At 73.6% G+C, this 20,570-nt stretch carries 22 protein-coding genes; 13 read left to right on the top strand and 9 right to left on the bottom strand.

Going from position 1 to position 20,570, the window contains the following annotated elements:
* Positions 1-38: 38 nt before the first annotated feature.
* Positions 39-251 carry a hypothetical protein gene (locus ACFOYX_RS05510; RefSeq protein ID WP_109803541.1) on the top strand — a complete coding sequence of 71 codons (213 nt, stop codon included), beginning with the start codon at positions 39-41 and terminating at the stop codon, positions 249-251.
* Positions 252-324: 73 nt separating this feature from the next.
* Here the strand turns inward: ACFOYX_RS05510 and ACFOYX_RS05505 are convergent, their stop codons facing one another.
* Positions 325-1,017 (bottom strand): Crp/Fnr family transcriptional regulator, encoded by a 693-nt coding sequence (locus ACFOYX_RS05505; protein ID WP_109803542.1) that lies wholly within the window; start codon positions 1,015-1,017, stop codon positions 325-327.
* 245 nt (positions 1,018-1,262) lie between these two features.
* On the opposite strand from ACFOYX_RS05505, the gene ACFOYX_RS05500 reads away from it, so the two are divergent.
* The 5 genes from ACFOYX_RS05500 (at position 1,263) to ACFOYX_RS05480 (ending at position 4,967) form a co-directional block, all read left to right on the top strand.
* Positions 1,263-1,760: a polyadenylate-specific 3'-exoribonuclease AS gene (locus ACFOYX_RS05500; protein WP_322442021.1), complete on the top strand. Its 498-nt coding sequence runs from the start codon at positions 1,263-1,265 to the stop codon at positions 1,758-1,760.
* A gap of 86 nt (positions 1,761-1,846) precedes the next feature.
* Positions 1,847-2,350 carry a pyridoxamine 5'-phosphate oxidase family protein gene (locus ACFOYX_RS05495; protein WP_322442020.1) on the top strand — a complete coding sequence of 168 codons (504 nt, stop codon included), beginning with the start codon at positions 1,847-1,849 and terminating at the stop codon, positions 2,348-2,350.
* A gap of 179 nt (positions 2,351-2,529) precedes the next feature.
* Positions 2,530-3,558, top strand: a complete 1,029-nt coding sequence (locus ACFOYX_RS05490) for a 6-phosphofructokinase (protein ID WP_109803558.1) — start codon at positions 2,530-2,532, stop codon at positions 3,556-3,558.
* A 72-nt stretch (positions 3,559-3,630) separates the two neighbouring features.
* On the top strand, positions 3,631-4,449 hold the full coding sequence (gene proC, locus ACFOYX_RS05485; RefSeq protein WP_322442019.1) for a pyrroline-5-carboxylate reductase: 819 nt from the start codon (positions 3,631-3,633) through the stop codon (positions 4,447-4,449).
* 167 nt (positions 4,450-4,616) lie between these two features.
* Positions 4,617-4,967, top strand: a complete 351-nt coding sequence (locus tag ACFOYX_RS05480; protein ID WP_322442018.1) for a DUF2203 domain-containing protein — start codon at positions 4,617-4,619, stop codon at positions 4,965-4,967.
* 33 nt (positions 4,968-5,000) lie between these two features.
* Here ACFOYX_RS05480 and ACFOYX_RS05475 read toward each other — a convergent pair whose 3' ends face one another.
* The 3 genes from ACFOYX_RS05475 to ACFOYX_RS05465 are packed head-to-tail and all read right to left on the bottom strand — an operon-like array spanning position 5,001 to position 7,537.
* Positions 5,001-5,948: a threonine/serine dehydratase gene (locus ACFOYX_RS05475; protein ID WP_322442017.1), complete on the bottom strand. Its 948-nt coding sequence runs from the start codon at positions 5,946-5,948 to the stop codon at positions 5,001-5,003.
* A gap of 51 nt (positions 5,949-5,999) precedes the next feature.
* The gene (locus ACFOYX_RS05470) at positions 6,000-6,692 is read right to left on the bottom strand and encodes a class F sortase (RefSeq protein WP_322442016.1); all 693 of its coding nucleotides are present in this window, start codon (positions 6,690-6,692) and stop codon (positions 6,000-6,002) included.
* Positions 6,689-7,537, bottom strand: coding sequence for a DUF4397 domain-containing protein (locus tag ACFOYX_RS05465; RefSeq protein ID WP_322442015.1), 849 nt, complete (start codon positions 7,535-7,537; stop codon positions 6,689-6,691). The genes ACFOYX_RS05470 and ACFOYX_RS05465 overlap by 4 nt, the downstream gene beginning before the upstream one ends.
* 581 nt (positions 7,538-8,118) lie before the next feature.
* On the opposite strand from ACFOYX_RS05465, the gene ACFOYX_RS05460 reads away from it, so the two are divergent.
* Complete coding sequence (locus ACFOYX_RS05460) at positions 8,119-8,922, top strand: SGNH/GDSL hydrolase family protein (protein ID WP_322442014.1); 804 nt, start codon at positions 8,119-8,121, stop codon at positions 8,920-8,922.
* Positions 8,923-9,029: 107 nt separating this feature from the next.
* On the top strand, positions 9,030-9,443 hold the full coding sequence (locus tag ACFOYX_RS05455; RefSeq protein ID WP_322442013.1) for a DUF4259 domain-containing protein: 414 nt from the start codon (positions 9,030-9,032) through the stop codon (positions 9,441-9,443).
* A gap of 27 nt (positions 9,444-9,470) precedes the next feature.
* On the opposite strand, the gene ACFOYX_RS05450 is transcribed toward ACFOYX_RS05455, so the two are convergent.
* Positions 9,471-9,959, bottom strand: coding sequence for a glutathione peroxidase (locus ACFOYX_RS05450; RefSeq protein ID WP_109803551.1), 489 nt, complete (start codon positions 9,957-9,959; stop codon positions 9,471-9,473).
* 143 nt (positions 9,960-10,102) lie between these two features.
* On the opposite strand from ACFOYX_RS05450, the gene ACFOYX_RS05445 reads away from it, so the two are divergent.
* Entirely contained in the window at positions 10,103-11,725 is a 1,623-nt protein-coding gene (locus ACFOYX_RS05445) for a glycosyl hydrolase family 18 protein (RefSeq protein WP_109803552.1), read from the top strand.
* 84 nt (positions 11,726-11,809) lie between these two features.
* Here the strand turns inward: ACFOYX_RS05445 and ACFOYX_RS05440 are convergent, their stop codons facing one another.
* Positions 11,810-12,697, bottom strand: coding sequence for a lytic polysaccharide monooxygenase (locus ACFOYX_RS05440; protein ID WP_322442012.1), 888 nt, complete (start codon positions 12,695-12,697; stop codon positions 11,810-11,812).
* 128 nt (positions 12,698-12,825) lie between these two features.
* Here ACFOYX_RS05440 and ACFOYX_RS05435 point away from each other — a divergent pair, with 128 nt between their 5' ends.
* The 3 genes from ACFOYX_RS05435 (at position 12,826) to ACFOYX_RS05425 (ending at position 15,850) form a co-directional block, all read left to right on the top strand.
* The gene (locus tag ACFOYX_RS05435; protein ID WP_322442011.1) at positions 12,826-13,317 is read left to right on the top strand and encodes a hypothetical protein; all 492 of its coding nucleotides are present in this window, start codon (positions 12,826-12,828) and stop codon (positions 13,315-13,317) included.
* Between the two features lie 102 nt (positions 13,318-13,419).
* Complete coding sequence (locus ACFOYX_RS05430; protein ID WP_109805843.1) at positions 13,420-14,826, top strand: class II 3-deoxy-7-phosphoheptulonate synthase; 1,407 nt, start codon at positions 13,420-13,422, stop codon at positions 14,824-14,826.
* 4 nt (positions 14,827-14,830) lie between these two features.
* Positions 14,831-15,850 carry a low specificity L-threonine aldolase gene (locus ACFOYX_RS05425; protein WP_109805845.1) on the top strand — a complete coding sequence of 340 codons (1,020 nt, stop codon included), beginning with the start codon at positions 14,831-14,833 and terminating at the stop codon, positions 15,848-15,850.
* Between the two features lie 106 nt (positions 15,851-15,956).
* Here ACFOYX_RS05425 and ACFOYX_RS05420 read toward each other — a convergent pair whose 3' ends face one another.
* Both ACFOYX_RS05420 and pknB read right to left on the bottom strand, forming a co-directional pair.
* Complete coding sequence (locus tag ACFOYX_RS05420) at positions 15,957-16,814, bottom strand: deoxyribonuclease IV (protein WP_322442010.1); 858 nt, start codon at positions 16,812-16,814, stop codon at positions 15,957-15,959.
* Positions 16,811-18,796 (bottom strand): Stk1 family PASTA domain-containing Ser/Thr kinase, encoded by a 1,986-nt coding sequence (pknB, locus tag ACFOYX_RS05415; RefSeq protein ID WP_322442009.1) that lies wholly within the window; start codon positions 18,794-18,796, stop codon positions 16,811-16,813. Before pknB ends, ACFOYX_RS05420 begins: the two co-directional genes overlap by 4 nt.
* A 167-nt stretch (positions 18,797-18,963) precedes the next feature.
* Here pknB and ACFOYX_RS05410 point away from each other — a divergent pair, with 167 nt between their 5' ends.
* Positions 18,964-19,353, top strand: coding sequence for an Rv2175c family DNA-binding protein (locus tag ACFOYX_RS05410; protein ID WP_322442008.1), 390 nt, complete (start codon positions 18,964-18,966; stop codon positions 19,351-19,353).
* 133 nt (positions 19,354-19,486) lie between these two features.
* Here the strand turns inward: ACFOYX_RS05410 and ACFOYX_RS05405 are convergent, their stop codons facing one another.
* A complete protein-coding gene (locus tag ACFOYX_RS05405; RefSeq protein ID WP_322442007.1) occupies positions 19,487-20,569 on the bottom strand; it encodes a polyprenyl synthetase family protein in 1,083 nt (360 codons plus the stop codon).
* Position 20,570: the final 1 nt, after the last annotated feature.

The following is a 20,570-nucleotide window of genomic DNA, read 5'->3' as shown; positions in this document are numbered from 1 at the left end:
GGCGGCCGAATGCCGACCGCGATCAAGGGGGATACGCCATGGTGTACGTGAAGCTGGAGAGCGACTGGACCGACCCCGACGGGGTCAACCACTCGGCGGGCGAGTCGGTCGACGTGGATGCCGCCACGCTCGCCGCGCTGCAGGCGGAGGGGGTCGTCAGCGAGGGGTCCGGTGGCGGCAAGGACACCACCGACTGGGCCGGCCCCGGCAGCACCACCGCCTGGGCGGGGCCGGGCAGCGCCGGCGTCTGAGGCCGGTGCCGACGAGGGCCGGGGCGGCGACGCCACCCCGGCCCTCGGCCACGTCCGACACCGGCGCGGCGCGTCAGCGGTCGTTCATGCCGGCGCGGCGGCGCAGCGCGGCCACGTCGGTCACCACGATCCGGCGTCCCTCGGTACGCAGCCAGCCCCGGCTGGCGAACGAGCCGATCGCCTGGTTGACGCTCTGCCGGGAACCGCCGGCCATCTCGGCGAGCTGGCTCTGGTTGAGCTCGATCGTGATCATCGGGGCCTGGCTCTCCCCGGCCAGCCGGACCAGCGTCTTGGCCACCCGGCCGGGCAGGTCGAGGAAGACGTGATCGGCGTTCTGTTCGGTGAGCCGGCGGATCAGCCCGCCGAGCGAGCGCATCACCGCGTCGAGGATCCGCGGGTTGGAGTGCACGAGCTCCATGAAGGCCGGTCGGGACAGCGCGAGGGCGGCGGAGTCCTCGATGGCCTCGGCGGAGGCGGACCGGGTGGAGGCGTCCAACAGGGAGACCTCGCCGAGCACATCGGGTGGACGGATCACCGACAGCACCGCCCGCTCACCGGTGGGCGCGGTGCGGAAGACGGCCACCGCCCCCCGGCGCAGCACGATCAGCGACTCGCCGGGATCGTTCTCCACGAACAGCAGCTGACCCTTGCGGTAGGTGCGCGGGACCGCCGCGGCGATCACGCGTTGCCGCACCTCCGGCTCGAGTCCGGCGAACATCTCCACGCCGGTGAGCGCGTCACCCGGCTCCGGCAGGCGAACCTCCACGGCCCAACCCCTCCCCGGTCAAGGACCAAATCGCAGCCGGGTGAACCTGACAGCCCCCGGTACGAGGTTCTGAACCGGTTCGGCGTCCGGTAGCGGTACACATCAGATCATGACGGTCCGGTCGCTTGCTGTACACCCCTGGAAACACTTCCGTGACCCTGCCGAGCTGCGGTGCGGGGGCGCCGGCCGGCTCGTCCCGTGCCCCGCCGACCGGCGTCCGGCCGTCGTGGGCGAGGATGGCGGGGATGGTCTACCGCTACTTCTACGACTGCGAATTCATCGAGGACGGCCGGATCGTCGACCTCGTGTCGATCGGCGTCGTCGACGAGTACGGCCGCGAGTTCTACGCGGTCTCCACCGAGTTCGACGACTCCCGGGCCGTGCCGTGGGTGCGCCGCAACGTCCTCGACAAGCTCCCCTCGCCGGCGGACCGGGCCTGGCGCTCGCGGGAACGCATCCGCGACGACCTGTACGACTTCCTGATGGAGCCGATCCGGGACCGGCCGGGAGAGCAGCTGGAGCTCTGGGCCTGGTACGCCGCGTACGACCACGTGGTGCTGGCCCAGCTCTGGGGCGCCATGCCGGCGCTGCCCCGGGAGATCCCCCGGTTCACCAAGGAGCTGCGCCAGCTCTGGGACGACCGGGGCCGCCCGAAGCTGCCGGACGCCGAGGCGGACCGGCACGACGCCCTGGTCGACGCCCGGCACAACCTGGCCCGGTGGCGGGCGATGAGCCGCCGGTAATCTGCCCGGAAGGTCGGGTCCCGCAGGTTTGACCGGTTCTGTCCCGGGCACCGTTCGACATCGATCCGATGCGAGGGAGTGCCGCCATGCGCAAGGAGCCGACCACCGCCGCGGACGCCCGGGGGCGGGTCACCGAGCTGATCAGGGACGCCCGGATCTGCCTGCTCACCACGACCGCCGTGGACGGCCGGCTGGTCAGCCGGCCGATGGGCCTGCAGGCCGCCGAGTTCGACGGTGATCTGTGGTTCTTCGCCTACGCCGACTCCGCCAAGGTTCGCCAGATCCGGGTGAACCCGCAGGTCAATGTCGGGTTCTCCGACCAGCGCCGGCACGCCTGGGTCTCGGTGGCGGGCACCGCGCAGGAGGGTTGGGACCGGGCCCGCGCCGAGCGGCTGTGGAACCCGCTGCTGAAGACCTGGTTCCCGGACGGGCTGGACACCCCGGGGATCACGCTGCTCAAGGTGCACGTGAGCTCGGTCGAGTACTGGGACTCGCCGGGCGGCACGGTGGTGAACCTGCTCGGCTTCGCCAGGGCGGCGGTGACCGGGCGGCCGCCGAAGGCGGGGGAGAACCACGAGGTCAGCTACTGACGGGTAGCCGGACCGGCGCTCGGGACCGGCCGGGGCGCGGTGTCGGCGGACCCCCACGCGGACTACAGTGCGCACTGACGGCCCGCCCCGGGCCGGCAACGGCGCCGATGGTCTGATCTGACGCATATCCTGGGGCTTATCCGGGCTTCACCCTGATGCTCCAGGAGGATGAGCAGATCATGCGTATCGGCGTGCTCACCGGCGGCGGCGACTGCCCAGGTCTCAACGCGGTCATTCGGGCGGTGGTCCGCAAGGGCGTCGCCACCTACGGTCACGAGTTCGTGGGCTTCCAGGACGGCTGGAAGGGCCCGCTGGAGGGGCTGTCCAGGCCGCTCGGCATCGCGGAGGTCCGCGGCATCCTGCCGCGCGGCGGCACCATCCTCGGCTCGTCCCGCACCAACCCGTTCAAGATCGAGAACGGGGTGGAGCGGATCAAGGAGAACCTGGCCGCGCAGGGCGTGGACGCGCTGATCGCGATCGGCGGCGAGGACACCCTCGGCGTCGCCACCAAGCTGCACGAGCTGGGCGTCAACGTCGTCGGCGTGCCGAAGACCATCGACAACGACCTCGGCGCCACCGACTACACCTTCGGCTTCGACACCGCGGTCAACATCGCCATGGAGGCGATCGACCGGCTGCACACCACGGCGGAGAGTCACCACCGCACCCTGGTCGTCGAGGTGATGGGCCGGCACGCCGGCTGGATCGCCCTGCACGCCGGCCTCGCCGGCGGCGCCAACGTGATCCTGCTGCCGGAGCGGCAGTTCGACGTGGAGCAGGTCGCCGGCTACGTCGAGAAGCGCTTCCAGCACCAGTACGCCCCGATCGTCGTGGTCGCCGAGGGCGCGCAGCCGCTGGAAGGCCAGATGGTCCTGCACAACCAGGAGCTCGACTCGTTCGGCCACGTCCGCCTCGGCGGCATCGGCCAGTGGCTCGCCGAGCAGCTGGAGGCGAAGACCGGCAAGGAGGCCCGCACGGTCGTGCTCGGCCACATCCAGCGCGGCGGCACCCCGAGCGCGTTCGACCGGGTGCTCGCCACCCGGCTCGGGCTCCAGGCCATCGACGCGGTGCACGAGGGCGACTGGGGCAAGATGGTCGCGATGCAGAGCACGGACATCGTCCGGGTTCCGCTGGCCGAGGCCACCCGCGAGCTGAAGACCGTGCCGCTGGAGCGGTACGCCGAGGCCGAGGTCTTCTTCGGCAGCTGATCGACGGCAGACGGTGCGGCGGTCCCGCGGGGGACCGCCGCGCCGCGGCTCCACCGAGAGGGGTACGGCGCGATGGCACCCGGGGTGCACACGGTCGCGGTGATCGGCGCGGGCAAGATCGGCGAGCTGATGCTCTCCGGCCTGCTCCGCTCGGGCTGGCCGGTGGAGCGACTGCTCGCCACGGCCCGCCGGTCGAGCCGCGCCGAGGAGCTGACCGCCCGGTACGGCGTCCGGGTGGTGGACAACCTCACCGCGGTGGACGAGGCGGCGGTGCTGGCCATCTCGGTCAAGCCGCAGGACGCCGCAACGCTGCTCGACGAGATCGGCCCCAAGGTCCCCGCCGACAAGCTGGTGATCTCGCTCTGCGCCGGCCTGCCCACCACCTTCTTCAGCCCCCGGCTGCCCGAGGGCACCCCGGTGGTCCGGGTGATGACCAACACCCCGGCCCTGGTCGACGAGGCGATGAGCGCCATCTCGGCCGGCGCCCACGCCACCGGTGAGCACCTGGCGCTCGCCGAGGAGATGTTCTCCCCGCTCGGCTCGACCCTGCGGGTGCCCGAGTCGCAGCAGGACGCGGTGACCGCCCTCTCCGGCTCCGGCCCGGCCTACTTCTACCTCCTGGTCGAGGCCATGATCGACGCCGGCATCCTGCTCGGCCTGCCGCGGCAGGTGGCGCACGAGCTGATCGTGCAGACCGCGATCGGCTCGGCGGTGATGCTGCGCGACTCCGGCGAACACCCGGTCAAGCTCCGCGAGGCGGTCACCTCACCGGCCGGCACCACCATCTCGGCGATCCGCGAGCTGGAGAACCACGGCGTCCGCGCGGCCATGCTGGCGGCGCTGGAAGCCGCCCGCGACCGGGCCCGCGAACTGGCCGCCCAGGCCGAGTGAGCCATCCGCCCCGCCCGGCTCGGGCCGGTGATCGACCCCAGGTCGGGGAGGTGGGGGCATCCGCAGGTGTCGGACACCCCCACGCCGGGGAGCCGGAGTGCACGCGTCTACCGCGGCGTCCGACGGCGGGGGCGAGCGGCGGCCGCACCGTGCCGCATACTGGCGCGGTGTTCACTCTCGCCCAGGCACGCCATCTGGTGGCCACCCTGCGGCCGCGCGTCGACCAGCTGATCCGGCACCGGGCCGACCTGGCCGAGCTGCGGGGCGACCTGGCCGACCACGGGGCCAGCGTGCTCGGCGGGCTGGCCGAGGTCAAGGCCCTCGAAGCCCGGCTGCACGCCATCGTGGACGAGTTCCACACCCACGAGATCCAGGTCAAGGGGATCGCCCCGGTGCTGCTGGACTTCCCCGGCGAGCGGGACGGCCGCCAGGTGCTCTGGTGCTGGCTGGAGGGCGACTCCGACGTGCGCTGGTACCACCGGGTGGAGTGCGGCTTCGCCGGCCGCCGCCCGATCTGACCCGGCCACCGGCCGGCCGGGGCGGGAGGGCGGTCAGCCGAGGGCGGCGAGGCGGGACCGGTCCACGTTGCCGCCGCTGAGGACCAGGACGACCCGGTCGTCGGGGGCCACCGTGACCAGACCCGCGCGCAGCGCCGCCAGGGTCACCGCGGCGGCCGGCTCCACCAGCAGCTTCGTCGCGTCCACCAGGTCCGACCAGGCGGGGAGGATCGACTCCTCCGGCACCTCCACCACGTCGTCGACCAACGCCCGGACGTGGGCCAGGGTGTGCCGTCCGGCGAACGGGGCGGCCAGACCGTCGGCGACCGAGGCCGGTCGTACCGGCGGGGTGGGCGTGCCGGTGCGCAGGGCGTACGACATCGCGTTCGCGCCGTCCGGCTCCACGCCGACGATCCGGGTGGCGGGGGAGGCCTCCTTCACCGCCGCCGCGATGCCGCTGATCAGGCCTCCACCGCCGACCGGCACCAGCACCAGGGCCGGGACCGGGCCGTCGGCCAGCAGCTCCCGGCCGATGGTGGCCTGGCCGGCGATCACGTCGGGGTCGTCGAAGGGCGGCAGCAGGTGGTACCCGCGTTCGGCCGCGAGGCCCTGCGCGGTGTCCAGCAGGTCGTGGGTGAGGACCACCTCGGCGCCGAGCCGGCGGACGGTGTCCACCTTGCTGGGCACCGCGCCCGGCGGCATGCAGACCACGGTGGGCAGCCCGAAGGCGCGGCCGACGAAGGCCACCGCGATCGCGTGGTTGCCGGCGGAGAAGGCCACCAGCCCGGCCGGCATGCCCTCGCGTTCGGCGCGGGCGAGCAGCGCGTTCATCGCGCCCCGCGCCTTGAAGCTGCCGGTGTGCTGGAGGTTCTCCGCCTTCACGGAGATCCGCAGGCCCAGCTCCGCGCCGAGCGAGGGGGCCGCCAGCAGTGGGGTCCGGACCACCCGCCCGTCCAGGCGCTTCTCGGCCGCCGTGATGTCGTCGCCCGTCACCAGCCGCATTTCCAGGAGCCTAGCCCGTCGGCACGCGCGGCGGCGTCCCCGAGCATCGGGTCAGCCGGCTGCGGAGCTGGGCAACGGGTCGGCCGGGGACTCGGCGACCGCGAAGACCACCACGTTGTCGCGGTAGTGGGCGCGCCGGCGGTCGAAGTCGCCGCCGCAGGTGACCAGGCGCAACTCCGGACCGGGGGTGGGACCGTACACGCGGGTGGTGGGGAAGCGGTCCTTGGCGACGCGCAGCGAGCCGGTGACCCGGAACGGCAGCCACCGGTCGCCCCGGCGCACCTCGACCCGGTCGCCGGGGCGCAGTTCCCCGAGGCGGGCGAAGACGGCCGGGCCGGCGCGCGAGTCGAGGTGGCCGGCGAGCACCGCCGGTCCGGGGTCGCCGGGGGCCGGCCCGCCCCCGTACCAGCCGGCCCGGGCGAAGTCGGCCGGCGGGACGAGCGCGCCGGCCCGGTCCAGCCCGAGCACGGCCAGTGGGGAGTCGACGCCGATCCGGGGCACGCGTACCCGGACGGGGGCGTCCGGCGGGCGTGCGGTGACCGGGGTGGAGCAGTCGGCGGCGCAGCTGGGCCGCCAGGCGACGGCCGGTGGCGGGCTCGCGGTGCCGCCGGTGCCGGTGGTGCCCGCGAGGCCGACGCCGGTGCCGGCGGCCAGGCAGAGCGCCAGGCCGGCCGCGCCGAGCGCGGCCGGCGGCGCCCGGCGGGCGCGGTGCCGTCGGATCGCGGGCCCCGGCCCGGTGGTCACCAGGCGGCGCGCCGGCGACGCAGCGCCACCCCGACCAGCACGGCGCCCGCGAGCAGGCCGCCGGCGATCATCCCGTACGTCCCGACGGCCGGGCCGGCCAGCCCGCCCGCGCCGGTGTCGACGCCTCCGGCCGGGACCACCGTGCCGCCGCGGGCGTCCTGCCGCAGTTCGGTGGTGAGGCCGCCGCTCTTCGCGTCCAGGACCAGCAGCGAGTAGACGGCTCCACCGTGGAGGCTGACCTCGGCGTCCGTGCTCGGACCGGTGCCGCCGTCCAGCCGCAGGCGCCAGCGGCCCGGCTGGACCTCACGGTAGTCCGTGGTGGTGGCGAAGCGGACCGCGTCGGCGATGGTCGGCCCGTCGGCGGCGGCGACGTCCAGCACCGGCGCGCGTACCGAGGCCTGCACCACCCGCAGCTTGGCCTGGCCGCCGGCGGGGGCGCTCAGGTCGTCGGTGAGCACCCGCAGCCCCAGGTCGGCGTGCCGGCCGACGCCGGCCACCGTGTACGCCGCGCCGGGCGCCACCGCGACCTCGGTGGTGAGCACCGGCGGCTGGTCGGCCGGGGCGCCTGCCCCGCGCATCGCCACCGCGTACCGCCCGGCCGGCAGCGGCAGGTACGCCGACACCACTCCGTACCCGACGCCGGGGAAGACCCGCGGCTCGGCCGCGCCCGGCGCGGAGAGGTAGACGTCCACGGCCGGGGTGTCGGGGGAGAGGTGCGCAAGGCGCACGTACCCGACGGTCTCCTGCCGGGTGGCGGCGCTGGCGGGCGCGGTGAGCGCGGCGCCGAGCAGCAGGGTCCCCGCGCCGGCCAGCAGCCGGCGCGGCGCGGTACGGAGCAGGTGCATGTCGCCTCCGGGGAGCGGTCAGGCCGGTGTGGCCGGGCCCCCAGGGTCCCGGCCACGGGTCTCGGGTGCAAGTCGTCCCTTCTGGACGACGGACACCCTGTCCGTCACCACAGTGGACCGTGCCGGCGACTGCCCGGCGGGCTCGGTACCGTGCGCGGGACCGGCTGAGCGATCCGGACGAGCCGATGGCCGCGTTCGTGGTCGAGGCGCCGGAGGCGCCGGGATCGCTGGCTGCCTGCGCGGTCGGCACGATCGAGCGGCGGCGGTCGACCTGCGCAGCTCCGAGCCCGCACAGCCCCTCTACCGGTCGCTCGGCTTCCAACCGACCCGCGATCCGGCGATGCGGCTGACACTGCCGGCCGAGCCGCGGGACTGACGGTCGGGCAGGGGGAGTGTCCGGCGGGCCGGGGAGCCCGCCGAGAGGTGTGACGGCGAAATCCTTCACGTCACAGCATGGGGCTGGCAATGATTTATATCAATTGATCTCTATGCGCTTCCCTCGCGAATCTCTGGGCTTCCGTCGTATGTCTATCTATTGATATCTATCTCGCACCACCACTTCCCACCCCCAGGAGTGCCCCGTGCGGAGATCCCGTCTCGTCACCCTCGCCCTCAGCCTGGCGACGTCCCTCGGCGCCACGCTCGCCCTGGCCGTCCCGGCCCAGGCCGCCGCCACCGACCGGTACGTCGCCCTCGGCGACTCGTACGCCTCCGGCGTGGGCGCCGGCAGCTACACCGCCGAGAGCGGCTCCTGCCAGCGCAGCACCAACGCCTATCCGGCCCTCTACAACACCAACGTCCAGCCGGCCTCGTACTGCTCGGTGGCCTGCTCGGGCGCGCGCACCACGGACGTGGTCAACAGTCAGCTCGCCGCCCTCGGCTCGACCACCACGCTGGTCAGCGTCACGGTCGGCGGCAACGACGTCGGCTTCGCCAACATCATGACCACCTGCGTGCTCTACGGCACCACCGAGTGCGTGGCCGCCGTCCAGGCCGCCGAGGACAAGGCGCGCGCCGACCTGGCCGGCCTGCTGGCCACCGTCTACAACGGAATCAAGAGCCGGGCCGCCTCCGCTCGGGTGGTGGTCGTCGGCTACCCGGTCTTCTATCAGCTCAACACCCTCTGTGTGGGGCTGAGCGACACCTCCCGCGCGAAGATCAACGAGGGCATCAACCTGGTCGACGACATCACCCGCAGCGCCGCCCTCGCGGCGGGCTTCAAGTTCGCCGACGTCCGGTCGATCTTCGTCGGCCACCAGCTCTGCAGCTACGGGGAGAAGTGGCTGCACGCGTTGAACTACACCAACCTCGGCATCTCCTACCACCCGACGGCCGCCGGGCAGGCCGGCGGCTACTACCCGGTCTTCCGCGGCGCGGCCGGCTGACCGAGCTCCGTCCGGGACGGTCCGGTCCCGTCCCGGACGCGAGCCCGGCTGTCGGACCCGGCGGTTAGCCTTCGACCCTCCATTTGAAGAGCGGGAGCGGAGGATCGATGGGCACCTGGGCGGCGGGACCGTTCGACAACGACACGGCGGCGGACTGGTGCGGCGAGCTGGACGACGCCGCGCCGGAGCGGCGTCCGGCGCTGGTGGAGCAGGCCCTGCGGGCGGTGCTCGACGAGCCCGGCTACCTGGACTCCGACCTCGCCGTCGAGGCGGTGGCCGCGGCCGCCGTCATCGCCGCCCACCTGCCGGGCGCCGCGCCCGTCGACTCGCCGTACGCGCCGGAATTCCTCGCCGGAGGCGGGCGGACCGACCTGCCGGAACGGTTCCGGCCGCTGGCCGTCCAGGCCCTCGACCGGGTGGTGGCCGACGACTCGGAACTGGCCGAACTCTGGGCCGAGGCGGGCGAGCCGAACGAGTTCGTCGCCGAGCTGGCCACCCTCCGGGCCGTCCTGGCCGCCTGACCGCCCGGTCGGGCAAGGTCGCCCACGTCAGGCCGGGAGGATCTTCTCGACGGCGGCGCGCAGCTCGGGAGCGTCCGGGGTCACCGTCGGGGCGAACCGGGCCGCCACCGTGCCGTCCGGGGCGACCAGGAACTTCTCGAAGTTCCACCGGATGTCGCCGGTGTGCCCCTCGGCGTCGGGGGTGGACACCAGCTCGGCGTAGAGCGGGTGCCGGCCCGGGCCGTTGACGTCGACCTTCTCCGTCAGCGGGAACGTCACGCCGTAGTTGACCTGGCAGAACTCGCCGATCTCGTCGGCCGTGCCGGGTTCCTGACCGGCGAACTGGTTGCACGGCACCCCGAGCACCGTCAGCCCTCGGTCGGCGTACTCGTCGGCGAGGGCCTGCAGGCCGGCGTACTGGGGGGTCAGCCCGCACCGGGAGGCCACGTTGACCACCAGCAGGGCACGGCCCCGGTACTGCGCGAGGTCGGCGGGGCCGCCGGTGAGGGCGTCGATCTGGACGTCGAAAACGGTCATGCCGCGAGGCTACGCGTCCCCCGGGCCCGGCCCGACCACGGCCGGGTAAATCGATGTATGCACATCTTGACGAAGTGATGACGCGTGAGTAGCGTCTCAGCATCCAATCTGGAAAGTTTCCTAACTGTTTAGGGAGACGCCACATGAAGAGATCGCTCCGCCGGTCCCTCTGGGCCGGTGCCGTGGTCGCGCTGGCGGTCGCGGCGGTGCCGATGGCCACCGCCGCCGCCGCCGGCAGCGTGACCGCCACGTTCGCCAAGGTGCAGGACTGGGGGACCGGTCACGAGGGGAAGGTGACCGTCACCAACGGCACCAGCGCCAGCGTCGACACCTGGCGCATCGAATTCGACCTGCCCTCGGGCACCACGATCAGCAGCTTCTGGGACGCCGACGTCACCAGCAGCGGCAACCACTACGTCGCGGTGAAGAAGAGCTGGGCCGGCCCGCTCGCCCCGGGGGCCAGCTTCAGCTGGGGCTACAACGGCACCGGCCCGTACGCCGGGCCGCTGAACTGCACCGTCAACGGCACGTCGTGCTCGGGTGGCGGCACCCCCACCACCCCGCCCTCGCCGACGGCGTCCCCGACCGCCTCACCCACGGTGTCGCCGACGACCTCACCGACCACCTCGCCCACCGCGCCGCCGCCCACCGGGGACAAGAAGGTGGTCGGCTACTTCGCCGAGTGGGGCGTCTACGCCCGCAACTACCACGTCAAGAACATCCACACCAGCGGGTCCGCCGCCAAGCTGACCCACATCCTGTACGCCTTCGGCAACACCTCCGGCGGCCGGTGCAGCATCGGTGACAGCTACGCCGACTACGACAAGGCGTACACCGCGGCGGACAGTGTCGACGGCGTCGCCGACACCTGGGACCAGCCGCTGCGCGGCAGCTTCAACCAGCTCCGCAAGCTGAAGAAGATGTACCCGCACCTGAAGGTGATCTGGTCCTTCGGCGGCTGGACCTGGTCGGCCGGTTTCACCCAGGCCGCGCAGAACCCGGCCGCGTTCGCCGACTCCTGCTACAACCTGGTCGAGGACCCGCGCTGGGCGGACGTCTTCGACGGCATCGACGTCGACTGGGAGTACCCGAACGCCTGCGGCCTGCAGTGCGACGCCAGCGGACCGAACGCGTTCAAGAACGTGGTCAGCGCCCTGCGTAGCCGGTTCGGCTCGTCGGCGCTGGTCACCGCTGCGATCACCGCCGACGGCAGCACCGGCGGCAAGATCGACGCCACCGACTACGCCGGCGCCGCGCCGAACCTGAACTGGCTCATGCCGATGACGTACGACTACTTCGGCGCCTTCAACCCGCAGGGCCCCACCGCCCCGCACTCGCCGCTGACCTCGTACGCCGGCATCCCGCAGCAGGGCTTCAACGCCGACGCCGCGATCCAGAAGCTCAAGTCCAAGGGCGTACCGGCGAACAAGCTGCTGCTCGGCATCGGCTTCTACGGCCGGGGCTGGACCGGGGTGAGCCAGGCGGCCCCGGGTGGCACCGCCACCGGTCCCGCGCCGGGCACGTACGAGCAGGGCATCGAGGACTACAAGGTGCTCAAGAACACCTGCCCGGCCACCGGCACCGTCGGCGGCACCGCCTACGCCAAGTGCGGCAGCAACTGGTGGGGCTACGACACGCCGTCCACCATCGGCGGCAAGATGACCTACGCGAAGAACCAGGGCCTCGGTGGCGCCTTCTTCTGGGAGCTCTCCGGTGACACCGGCAACGGCGAGCTGATCGGCGCCATCAAGGGCGGTCTCGGCTGAGCCGAGTGCCGACGCATCACCCACACGGCGGGGAGGGACCGGCACGGTCCCTCCCCGCCCGCGTGCTCGGCCCCCTCGCGGTGCTCAGGTGGCGAGCCAGAGGGCCGGCACGTTCGGCGGTTCCCAGCCGACGAGCGAGGTGTGCGCCTGCCGGCACTGCCAGGTCCGGCCGGCGTAGCTGACCCGCGCGCCCAGGGCGTACGCCGTGTTGGCCTGCCAGGCCGGCGCCCCCGCCGTGGGCGTGCCCGTCGGCGGCGCGGTCGTGGTGGGCGGCGGCGTGGTGGGCGAGGGGGAAATGGTCGGCGGGGGAGTGGTGGTGGGCGGGGCGGTGGTCGGGGTGACCTGGCCGAAGGTGACGTCCGAGCAGGTGTAGAACGCCTCCGGGCTGTCCGAGCGCTGCCAGATCGAGTAGACCAGGTGCCGCCCGGCGCGCTGCGGCAGCCGCGCGGTCATCCGGTACGCGCCGTCGGTCAGCGCCGGGTCGGTGGCGGTGTGGAACAGCTCCAGGTCGGCCCAGCGCAACGGGCGGGTGGGGTCGTAGCCGTCGCGGGTGACGTACAGCTCGAAGGTGCCGCGGTGTGGGGCGGTGGCCCGGTAGGCGAAGGTCCAGGTCCCGCCGGAGGGGAGCGCGGTCGCGGGCCAGTCCGCGCGGGTCAGGTCGAAGCCGCGGTACTTGTCCCGGTTGGCACTGCACAGGCGGCCGTCCGGGATGATCTGCCGGTGCCGCCCGGCCGCGTCGGCGATGTTCACCTCGTTCCAGTCGTAGAGTGCCTGGGTGCCGCCGGCCGCCACGGCCGCCCGGCATGCGGCGGAGTCCGGCGACTCCGGTCCCTCCAGGAAGCAGGCGTACGTCCGGCTGACCGGTGACTGCATGCTGCCGTGCGCGCCGGCCTGGCTGACCAGCGCCAGCGAGGCCAGGATGGGGATGCCGCCCAGTGCGGCGGCGGTCAGGGCCCTGCGTCGTCGAACCATGGGGTCCTCCACTTAATAGGAAAGTTAATTAAAAGTTTCGGCCACGGCGGGTGCGACATGCAAGGGTGTCGATGTGACAGGATCGCCGCTCGGCATGTCCCGATGTCCGGGCCGATGGAAGGGGACCGATGGGCCTGACGCACCCGAGGGTGGCGAGCGCCGTCGCTCTGCTCGCGCTCCTGCCGCTCACCCTCGCCGGCTGCGGCTTCGGCGGGGACGACGAGGCCGGGGCCCCGGCGGCCGGGACGCAGCGCGCGCCGGCCGAGGAGGCCGCCGCCAAGTCCCGTGAACGGGTGCAGGCGTACCTCGACGCGATGGCGGCCAAGGACGTCGACGCCGGCCGCAGCCAGCTCTGCGCCCCCCTGCAGAAGCCCTTCGACGCCGCCGCCACCGGCCCGAACGGCGACTTCGCCGACCACTTCACCGTCCCGCAGGCCACCATCACCGACGTCCGGTCCAGCCCGCACGGGCAGGAGGTCAGCACCGCGGTCACGGTCGCCGTCGGCAGCCGCAAGGCCACCCGGCCGCTGCTGTTCACCGTCACCCGCAGCGGCGCCGACTGGTGCATCTCCGCCGAGGTCCCGGGCGGCAACACCCCCGAGCCGGCCGTCACCCCCTGACCGGTCACCGGCGCCTGACCTGCCGGTGTCGGGCATCTCTCACCTGCCGGAACTGTCCCCCTCGGCGGCGGGCCGCCCCGGCGTTCGCCGTACGCTTCTGTCATGCGCCATGAGTGGCATCAGCTGAGTCACCCCGCGGTGGGCAGCCCGGGCCTGCAGACCAGTCGTCCGACCGTCGACTCCGCGGAGGACGCGGCCCTCGGCCTGGACCGCTGGCGGGAGCTTCCCCGGGCGCAGACCCCGCCCTGGCCGGACGAGGCCAAGGTCGCCGAGGTCTGCAAGGTGCTCGACACCGTGCCGTCGGTCGTCGCGCCCTACGAGGTCGACCAGCTCCGGCAGCGCCTCGCGCTGGTCTGCGAGGGCAAGGCGTTCCTGCTCCAGGGCGGCGACTGCGCCGAGACCTTCGCCGACAACACCGAGAGCCACCTGCTGGCCAACGCCCGCACGCTGCTCCAGATGGCGATCGTGCTGACGTACGGCGCGTCGCTGCCGGTGGTCAAGGTGGCCCGGGTCGCCGGCCAGTACACCAAGCCCCGCTCGCTGCCGACCGACGCCCGCGGCCTGCCGGCCTACCGCGGCGACATGATCAACTCGCTGGAGACCACGCCGGAGGCGCGGGTCGCCGACCCGCAGCGCATGATCCGGGCGTACGCCAACTCGGCCGCCGCGATGAACATGCTCCGGGCGTACCTGGCCGGCGGGCTCGCCGACCTGCACGCCGTGCACGACTGGAACAAGGGCTTCGTCAAGAACTCCCCGGCCGGCGAGCGCTACGAGGCGATCGCCCGGGAGATCGACCGGGCGCTGGCCTTCATCCGGGCCTGCGGGATGACCGACGACGAGGCGCTGCGCACGGTCACCCTCTACTGCTCGCACGAGGCCCTCGCGCTGGAGTACGACCGGGCGCTCACCCGGGTCTCCGGCGAGCGGGCGTACGGCCTCTCCGGGCACTTCCTCTGGATCGGCGAGCGGACCCGGCAGATCGACGGGGCGCACATCGACTTCATCTCCCGGATCGCCAACCCGATCGGCGTGAAGCTCGGCCCGACCACCACCCCGGACGAGGCGATCGAGCTCTGCGAGAAGCTCAACCCGGACAACGTCCCCGGCCGGCTGACCCTGATCAGCCGGATGGGCAACCACCGGGTCCGGGACGCCCTGCCGCCGATCGTCGCCAAGGTCACCGCGGCCGGCGCCAAGGTGGTCTGGCAGTGCGACCCGATGCACGGCAACACCCACGAGTCCTCGAACGGCTACAAGACCCGGCACTTCGACCGGATCGTCGACGAGGTGCTCGGCTACTTCGAGGTGCACCGCGGCCTGGAGACCCACCCGGGCGGCCTGCACGTCGAGCTGACCGGCGAGGACGTCACCGAGTGCCTCGGCGGCGCCCAGGGCATCGAGGACCTCGACCTGCCCGACCGGTACGAAACCGCCTGCGACCCGCGACTGAACACCCAGCAGTCGCTGGAGCTGGCCTTCCTGGTGGCGGAGATGCTGCGTGGCTGACGACCTGATTGATCTGCGTTCCGACACGGTGACCCGGCCCACCGCCGGGATGCGCGAGGCGATGGCGACCGCCGAGGTCGGCGACGACGTCTACGGCGAGGACCCGACCGTCGCCGCGCTGGAGGCCGAGGTCGCCGCGCTCTTCGGGCACGAGGCGGCGCTGTTCGCGCCGTCCGGGTCGATGGCCAACCAGATCGCCCTCCAGCTCGTCGTGCCGCCCGGGGACGAGCTGCTCTGCGACGCCGACGCGCACGTCGTCACGTACGAGATCGGGGCGGCGGCCGCGTACGGCGGCATCTCGTCGCGGACCTGGCCGGCGGTCGGCGCGGAGCTCGACCCGGACGTGGTCGCCGGCATGATCCGGCCCGACGGCTACTTCGCCGTCCCCACCCGGGCCATCGCGGTCGAGCAGACCCACAACCGCGGCGGCGGCGGGGTCATCCCACTGGCCACCCTGCGCGAGCTGCGCCGGGTCGCCGACGACAACGGCCTCGCCCTGCACTGCGACGGCGCCCGGATCTGGCACGCGCACGTCGCCGACGGCGTGCCGCTGGCCGAGTACGGCGCGCTCTTCGACACCCTGTCGGTCTGCCTCTCCAAGGGCCTGGGCGCGCCGGTCGGCTCGCTGGTCGTCGGCAGCGCCGAGAAGATCGCCCGGGCCCGGTTCGTCCGCAAGCGGATGGGCGGCGGGATGCGGCAGGTCGGCGTCCTCGCCGCCGCCGGCCGGTACGCCCTGGCCCACCACGTCGACCGGCTCGCCGAGGACCACGCCAAGGCGGCCCGACTCGCCGAGGCGGTCGCCCCGTTCGGCGTGCTCGCCACCGCCGTGCGGACCAACCTCGTCCCGCTGGACCTCACCAAGCACCCGCTCGACGCGAAGGCCCTCGCGGCCGCCGCCCGCGCCGAGGGCGTGCTGATCTCGGTGCTCGGCCCGCGTACCGCCCGCCTGGTCACCCACTTCGACGTGGCCGACGCCGCGGTCGACCGCGCGGCCCAGGTCCTCACCCGCGTCCTGCGCGGCTGACGCCGGTCGCTCTCCGGTGTCGATCAAGAGGTTTGCGTCGAAATCCGTGGCCCGGATGACGCAGACCTCTTGATCGACACCTACCTGGCCGGGGCCGGGGTGGGGGTCAGTGGAGGCGGTTGAGGGTGGCGATGTCGGCGGCGTGGCCGACGTGCTTCTCCGTGGGGGTCTCCACCACGATCGGCACGCCCGCGGTGGCCGGGTGGCGCATCAGCTCGGCGAACGCCGGCTCGCCGATGGTGCCCTTGCCGATGTTCTCGTGCCGGTCCCGGGTCGAGCCGCAGAGGTCCTTCGAGTCATTGGCGTGCACCAGCCTCAGCCGGCCCGGCCCGACCGTCGCCACCAGGGCGTCCAGCGTCGCCGTCATGCCGCCTTCGGCCGCCAGGTCGTGGCCCGCCGCCCAGGCGTGGCAGGTGTCGAAGCAGACCCCCAGCCCGGGGTGCCGGTCCACCGCGTCCAGGTAGGGGCCGAGCTGTTCCACCCGGGAGGCCAGCGACCGGCCCCCGCCCGCGCTCGGCTCCACCAGCAGCATCGGGCCGCCCGTGGCCGCCGCCTCGTCCAACAGCGGCAGCAGCGCCTCCCGGACCTGCCGCATCGCCGCCTCCGCGTGCCCCGCGTCCACCGCGCTGCCCGCGTGGAAGACCACGCCCCGGGCGCCGATCGCCACGCCCCGGCGCAGCGCGTGCGCCAGGGTCTGCGCCGACCTCTCCACCGTCGCCGGGGTGGGGGAGCCGAGGTTCACCAGCAGCGACGCGTGGATGTACACCGGCACGCCGCGCTCGGCGCAGCCGTCCCGGAACAGCGCGTCCTGGACCGGGTCACCCGCGGGCAGCGCCCAGCCGCGCGAGTTGGAGACGTAGACCTGCACCACCCCGGAGCCGGTCGCCTCGACGTACGGCAGGGCCGCCTTCGCCAGGCCACCAGAGGTGGGGGTGTGCGAGCCGATCGGGCGGTGCGCGTTCACAGGCAGGTGATCGTGACCGGGGTGCCCGGGGGCACCTGCGAATTCTCACCCGGGTTCTGGAAGCGGGCCACCCCGTTCGGGTTGAGTTGGATGTTGGTCGGGAAGCCCTGGCTCTCCAGCACCTGCTTCGCCTGCTGACAGGGCAGGTCGATCACCCGGGGGACGACAACCGCCGGCGGGCCCTTGCTGATCTCCAGCTTGACCTGGGCGCCCTTCTCCACACCCGTGCCGTCCGCCGGGCTCTGACCGAGGACCTCGTCCTTCGGCTTGTCCGAGTCCTTGTACGTCTCCACCAGGGTCAACCCGAGCTGCGCCAGCGTCGCCCGGGCCTCGTTGATGTTCTTGCCGACCAGGTTCGGTACCGAAACCGGCGCCCTGCCCTTGCTCAGCACGACGGTCACCTTGCTGCCCGGCTTGACCACCGTGCCCACCTTCGGGTCGGTGGCCACCACCACCCCGGCGGGCAGGCTGTCGTCGTACCGGGCGGCGCCCTTGGCCACCACCAGCTTCACGTCGGTCAGCTCGGCCTGGGCCAGCTCGAAGTCCTTGCCCACCACGTCGGGCACCGGCAGCCGCTCCGGCCCGAGCGACAAGGTGAGCGTGATCGTGCCGCCCTTGACGATCCGGGCCGCCGAGACCGGGTCCTGGCCCAGCACGCTGTCCTTGGGCGCCTTCTCGTCGTACCGCGGCCCGGCGTAGGCGAGGGTGAAGCCGGCGCGGGCGGCCCGTGCCTCCGCGTCGGCCTTGCTCAGGCTCACCAACTGCGGAGCGACCGTGTACCGCCCCACCCCGAACCACCAGCCGCCGACCGCGGCCACCAGGCCGAGCACCACGGCCGCCGCGGCGACCGCCAGCCGGCCGCGGGGCGAGCCCATCACGCGGGTACGCAGCCCGCTCAGCCGGGCGCCCAGCTCGGCGCCCTCCGGCGCGGCCCGGCGTCGGTGCGGGCGCTGCCCACCGCCCTCGGGCAGCCGGGCCCAGGCGGGCCGCTCCGCGGGGCGGACGGCGGCCACCGCCATGGTCGGCTGGGACATCGGCGTGGTGCCGTCGCCGAGCTGCCGCAGCACGGTGGTGTGCGAGTTCGCGTTGCCCAGGTCGTCCCGGGCCACCTGCACCTCGGCCAGCAGCGCGCCGGCGTCGGCCGGGCGCGCCCCCGGATCGCGCCGGGTGGCCCGGGCGACCAGGTCGTCGAGCGCCCGGGGCAGCCCGGGTACCAGCGTCGAGGGGGCCGGCACGTCCCGGTCGACGTGCTGCCAGGCCACGTCCACCGGCCGGTCGCCGTCGTACGGGACCCGGCCGGTGAGCATCTCGAACAGCACGATCCCGGCCGAGTAGACGTCGGTGCGGGTGTCCGCCCGACCCTCGGTGACCAGCTCCGGGGCGACGTACGCCACGGTGGCCATCAGCTGGTTGCCGTTGTCCTCCTCGGCGCTCGCCTCGACCGCCCGGGCCAGCCCGAAGTCGGCCACCTTGACGACGCTGTCCACCAGGTTGGCCGGGCCGCCGGTGGGCGCCTCCGCGACCAGGACGTTCTCCGGCTTGACGTCGCGGTGCACCAGGCCGGCCCGGTGGGCGGCGGCGATCGCGGCGAGCATCTGCTCGGCGATCGCGAGCGCCTCGTCCGGGTTGAGCCGGCGCCGCTCGGCGAGGACGTCGCGCAGGGTGCGCCCGCGGACGTACTCCATGACCAGGTAGGGGAGGCCGCCGTGGGTGCCCTGGTCGTAGACCGCGACCACGTTCGGGTGGGTCAACCGGGCGATGGTCTTCGCCTCGTCGGTGAACCGTGCCACGAAGCCCGCCATCCGGGCCCGCGCCTCGGGGGCCTGGGTCGGATGAATGATCTTGACCGCCACGGTGCGCTCGAGGCGCTCGTCGGTGGCGGTGTACACGGTCGCCATGCCACCACGGGCCACGCGACCGCGAATGCGGTAGCGCCCGTCGATCAGCGAGCCCAGCAACGTGTCGGCGACCTGTGTGTCCATCGGCAGGCAGTCTATGTGTCGGGAGGGTGAAGGTTGAACAGGATGCTACAGCCGGGTTCCGACCTGCCCTGTCCCGCCGCGCTCGCCCCGCCCGCCGGACGCCTGGCCGCCGCGTCGACGGGGGTGCCGTTGCCCGGTCCGTACCGGGCACGTGGCAGGGTGGTCGGGTGACCGATTCCGTACCCGCCGACCAGGCCGCCACCGGCGCGGACCTGCCCGGACCGACCGACCCGGCCGCCTGGCTGACCCTGCCGGACGTCGCCGAACGGCTCGACCTGTCGATCAGCAAGGTCCACCAGATGATCCGGGACCGCGAGCTGCTCGCGGTGCGCCGCGACGGGGTCCGCCGGATCCCCGCCGACCTGGTGGCCAACCGCACCGTGCTCAAGCACCTGCCCGGCGTGCTCAACCTGCTCGCCGACGCCGGCTACGACGACGAGGCGGCGCTGCGCTGGCTCTACGAGGAGGACCCCAGCCTCCCGGGCACCCCGGCCGTCGCCCTCGGCGGCGACCTGGCCCGCGAGGTCAAGCGCCGCGCCCAAGCCCTCGGCTTCTGACCCACCCCGGCCCGCGTCGGCCCGCGTCCCGGCCGGTTGATCATGAAGTTGCCGGCGACACCGTGTCGTGACAGCAACTTCATGATCACCGCGGGCGGCGTGGGCCGGGGTGGCGCGGGGGTGGTGGGCGGGGTCAGTCGGTGCGGCGGGTGGCGGCGATGGCGAGGTCGACCAGGGCCTGGCGGGCCTCGGTGTCCAGGTCGACCGTGGTGAGGGCGGCCAGGGCGCTCTCGGTCAGCGCGCCGATCCGCTGTTCGGTCCGGGCCAGCGCGCCGCTGTCGGTGATCAGCTTGCGCAGCCGGGCCACCCCGGCGCCGTCGAGCCCGGGGTCGCCGAGGCCGCCCAGCAGCAGCTCCCGGCCGGTGTCGTCGAGCGCCTCCAGGGACGCCGCCACCAGGTAGGTCCGCTTCCCCTCGCGCAGGTCGTCGCCGGCCGGCTTGCCGGTCTGCGCCGGATCCCCGAAGACCCCCAGCACGTCGTCGCGGAGCTGGAACGCCTCGCCCAGCGGCAGCCCGTACGCCGAGTACGCCGCCCGCACCTCCGCCGACGCGTCGGCCAGCGCGGCCCCGAGCAGCAGCGGCCGCTCGACCGTGTACTTCGCCGACTTGTAACGGGCGACCTTGCCGGCCCGCTCCAGCGAGGTGTCCCCGGTCGCCTGGGTCAGCACGTCGAGGTACTGCCCGACGGTGACCTCGGTGCGCATCTCGTCGAAGACCGGCCGCGCCCGGGCCACCGTGCGCGGATCGAGGCCGGCGGAGTGCAGCAGCTCGTCCGACCAGACCAGGCAGAGGTCGCCGAGGAGGATCGCGGCGGCGTCGCCGAACCCGTCCGGGTCGCCGCCCCAGCCGGCGGAGCGGTGCCGGGCGGCGAACCGCCGGTGCACCGCCGGCTCGCCGCGCCGGGTGTCCGAGCGGTCCATCAGGTCGTCGTGGATCAGGGCGCTGGCCTGCACGAACTCCAGCGCGGCGAGGGTGGTCACCACCTGGTCGGAGTCGACGCCGCCGGCACCCCGGTAGCCCCAGTAGGCGAAGGCCGGCCGCAGCCGCTTCCCGCCGCCCAGCACGAACGCCTCGATCGCCTCGGCGACCGGGGCGAGGGCGTCGTCGACACCGGTCATCCAGATGCGCTGGCCGGCGAGGAACTCGGTCAGGGCCTTGTCGATCCGCTGGCGCAGGCCGGCGCGGTCGACGGGGGAAACGGGAGCAGCGTGGGTCACG

This window comes from Micromonospora sp. GCM10011541, assembly GCF_042650725.1.
GTDB lineage: Bacteria > Actinomycetota > Actinomycetes > Mycobacteriales > Micromonosporaceae > Micromonospora > Micromonospora sicca.
The sequence above is the reverse complement of the archived record's forward strand: the minus strand, read 5'-3'. Positions and strand labels throughout refer to the sequence as shown.

Coding starts and splice junctions, on each gene's coding strand:
- ACFOYX_RS05430 (WP_109805843.1), top strand. CDS start 13,420: ATGCGCCATGAGTGGCATCAGCTGAGTCACCCCGCGGTGGGCAGCCCG.
- pknB (WP_322442009.1), bottom strand. CDS start 18,796: ATGGACACACAGGTCGCCGACACGTTGCTGGGCTCGCTGATCGACGGG.
- ACFOYX_RS05495 (WP_322442020.1), top strand. CDS start 1,847: ATGCGCAAGGAGCCGACCACCGCCGCGGACGCCCGGGGGCGGGTCACC.
- ACFOYX_RS05510 (WP_109803541.1), top strand. CDS start 39: ATGGTGTACGTGAAGCTGGAGAGCGACTGGACCGACCCCGACGGGGTC.
- ACFOYX_RS05475 (WP_322442017.1), bottom strand. CDS start 5,948: ATGCGGCTGGTGACGGGCGACGACATCACGGCGGCCGAGAAGCGCCTG.
- ACFOYX_RS05450 (WP_109803551.1), bottom strand. CDS start 9,959: ATGACCGTTTTCGACGTCCAGATCGACGCCCTCACCGGCGGCCCCGCC.
- ACFOYX_RS05465 (WP_322442015.1), bottom strand. CDS start 7,537: ATGCACCTGCTCCGTACCGCGCCGCGCCGGCTGCTGGCCGGCGCGGGG.
- ACFOYX_RS05500 (WP_322442021.1), top strand. CDS start 1,263: ATGGTCTACCGCTACTTCTACGACTGCGAATTCATCGAGGACGGCCGG.
- proC (WP_322442019.1), top strand. CDS start 3,631: ATGGCACCCGGGGTGCACACGGTCGCGGTGATCGGCGCGGGCAAGATC.
- ACFOYX_RS05445 (WP_109803552.1), top strand. CDS start 10,103: ATGAAGAGATCGCTCCGCCGGTCCCTCTGGGCCGGTGCCGTGGTCGCG.
- ACFOYX_RS05490 (WP_109803558.1), top strand. CDS start 2,530: ATGCGTATCGGCGTGCTCACCGGCGGCGGCGACTGCCCAGGTCTCAAC.
- ACFOYX_RS05455 (WP_322442013.1), top strand. CDS start 9,030: ATGGGCACCTGGGCGGCGGGACCGTTCGACAACGACACGGCGGCGGAC.
- ACFOYX_RS05440 (WP_322442012.1), bottom strand. CDS start 12,697: ATGGTTCGACGACGCAGGGCCCTGACCGCCGCCGCACTGGGCGGCATC.
- ACFOYX_RS05435 (WP_322442011.1), top strand. CDS start 12,826: ATGGGCCTGACGCACCCGAGGGTGGCGAGCGCCGTCGCTCTGCTCGCG.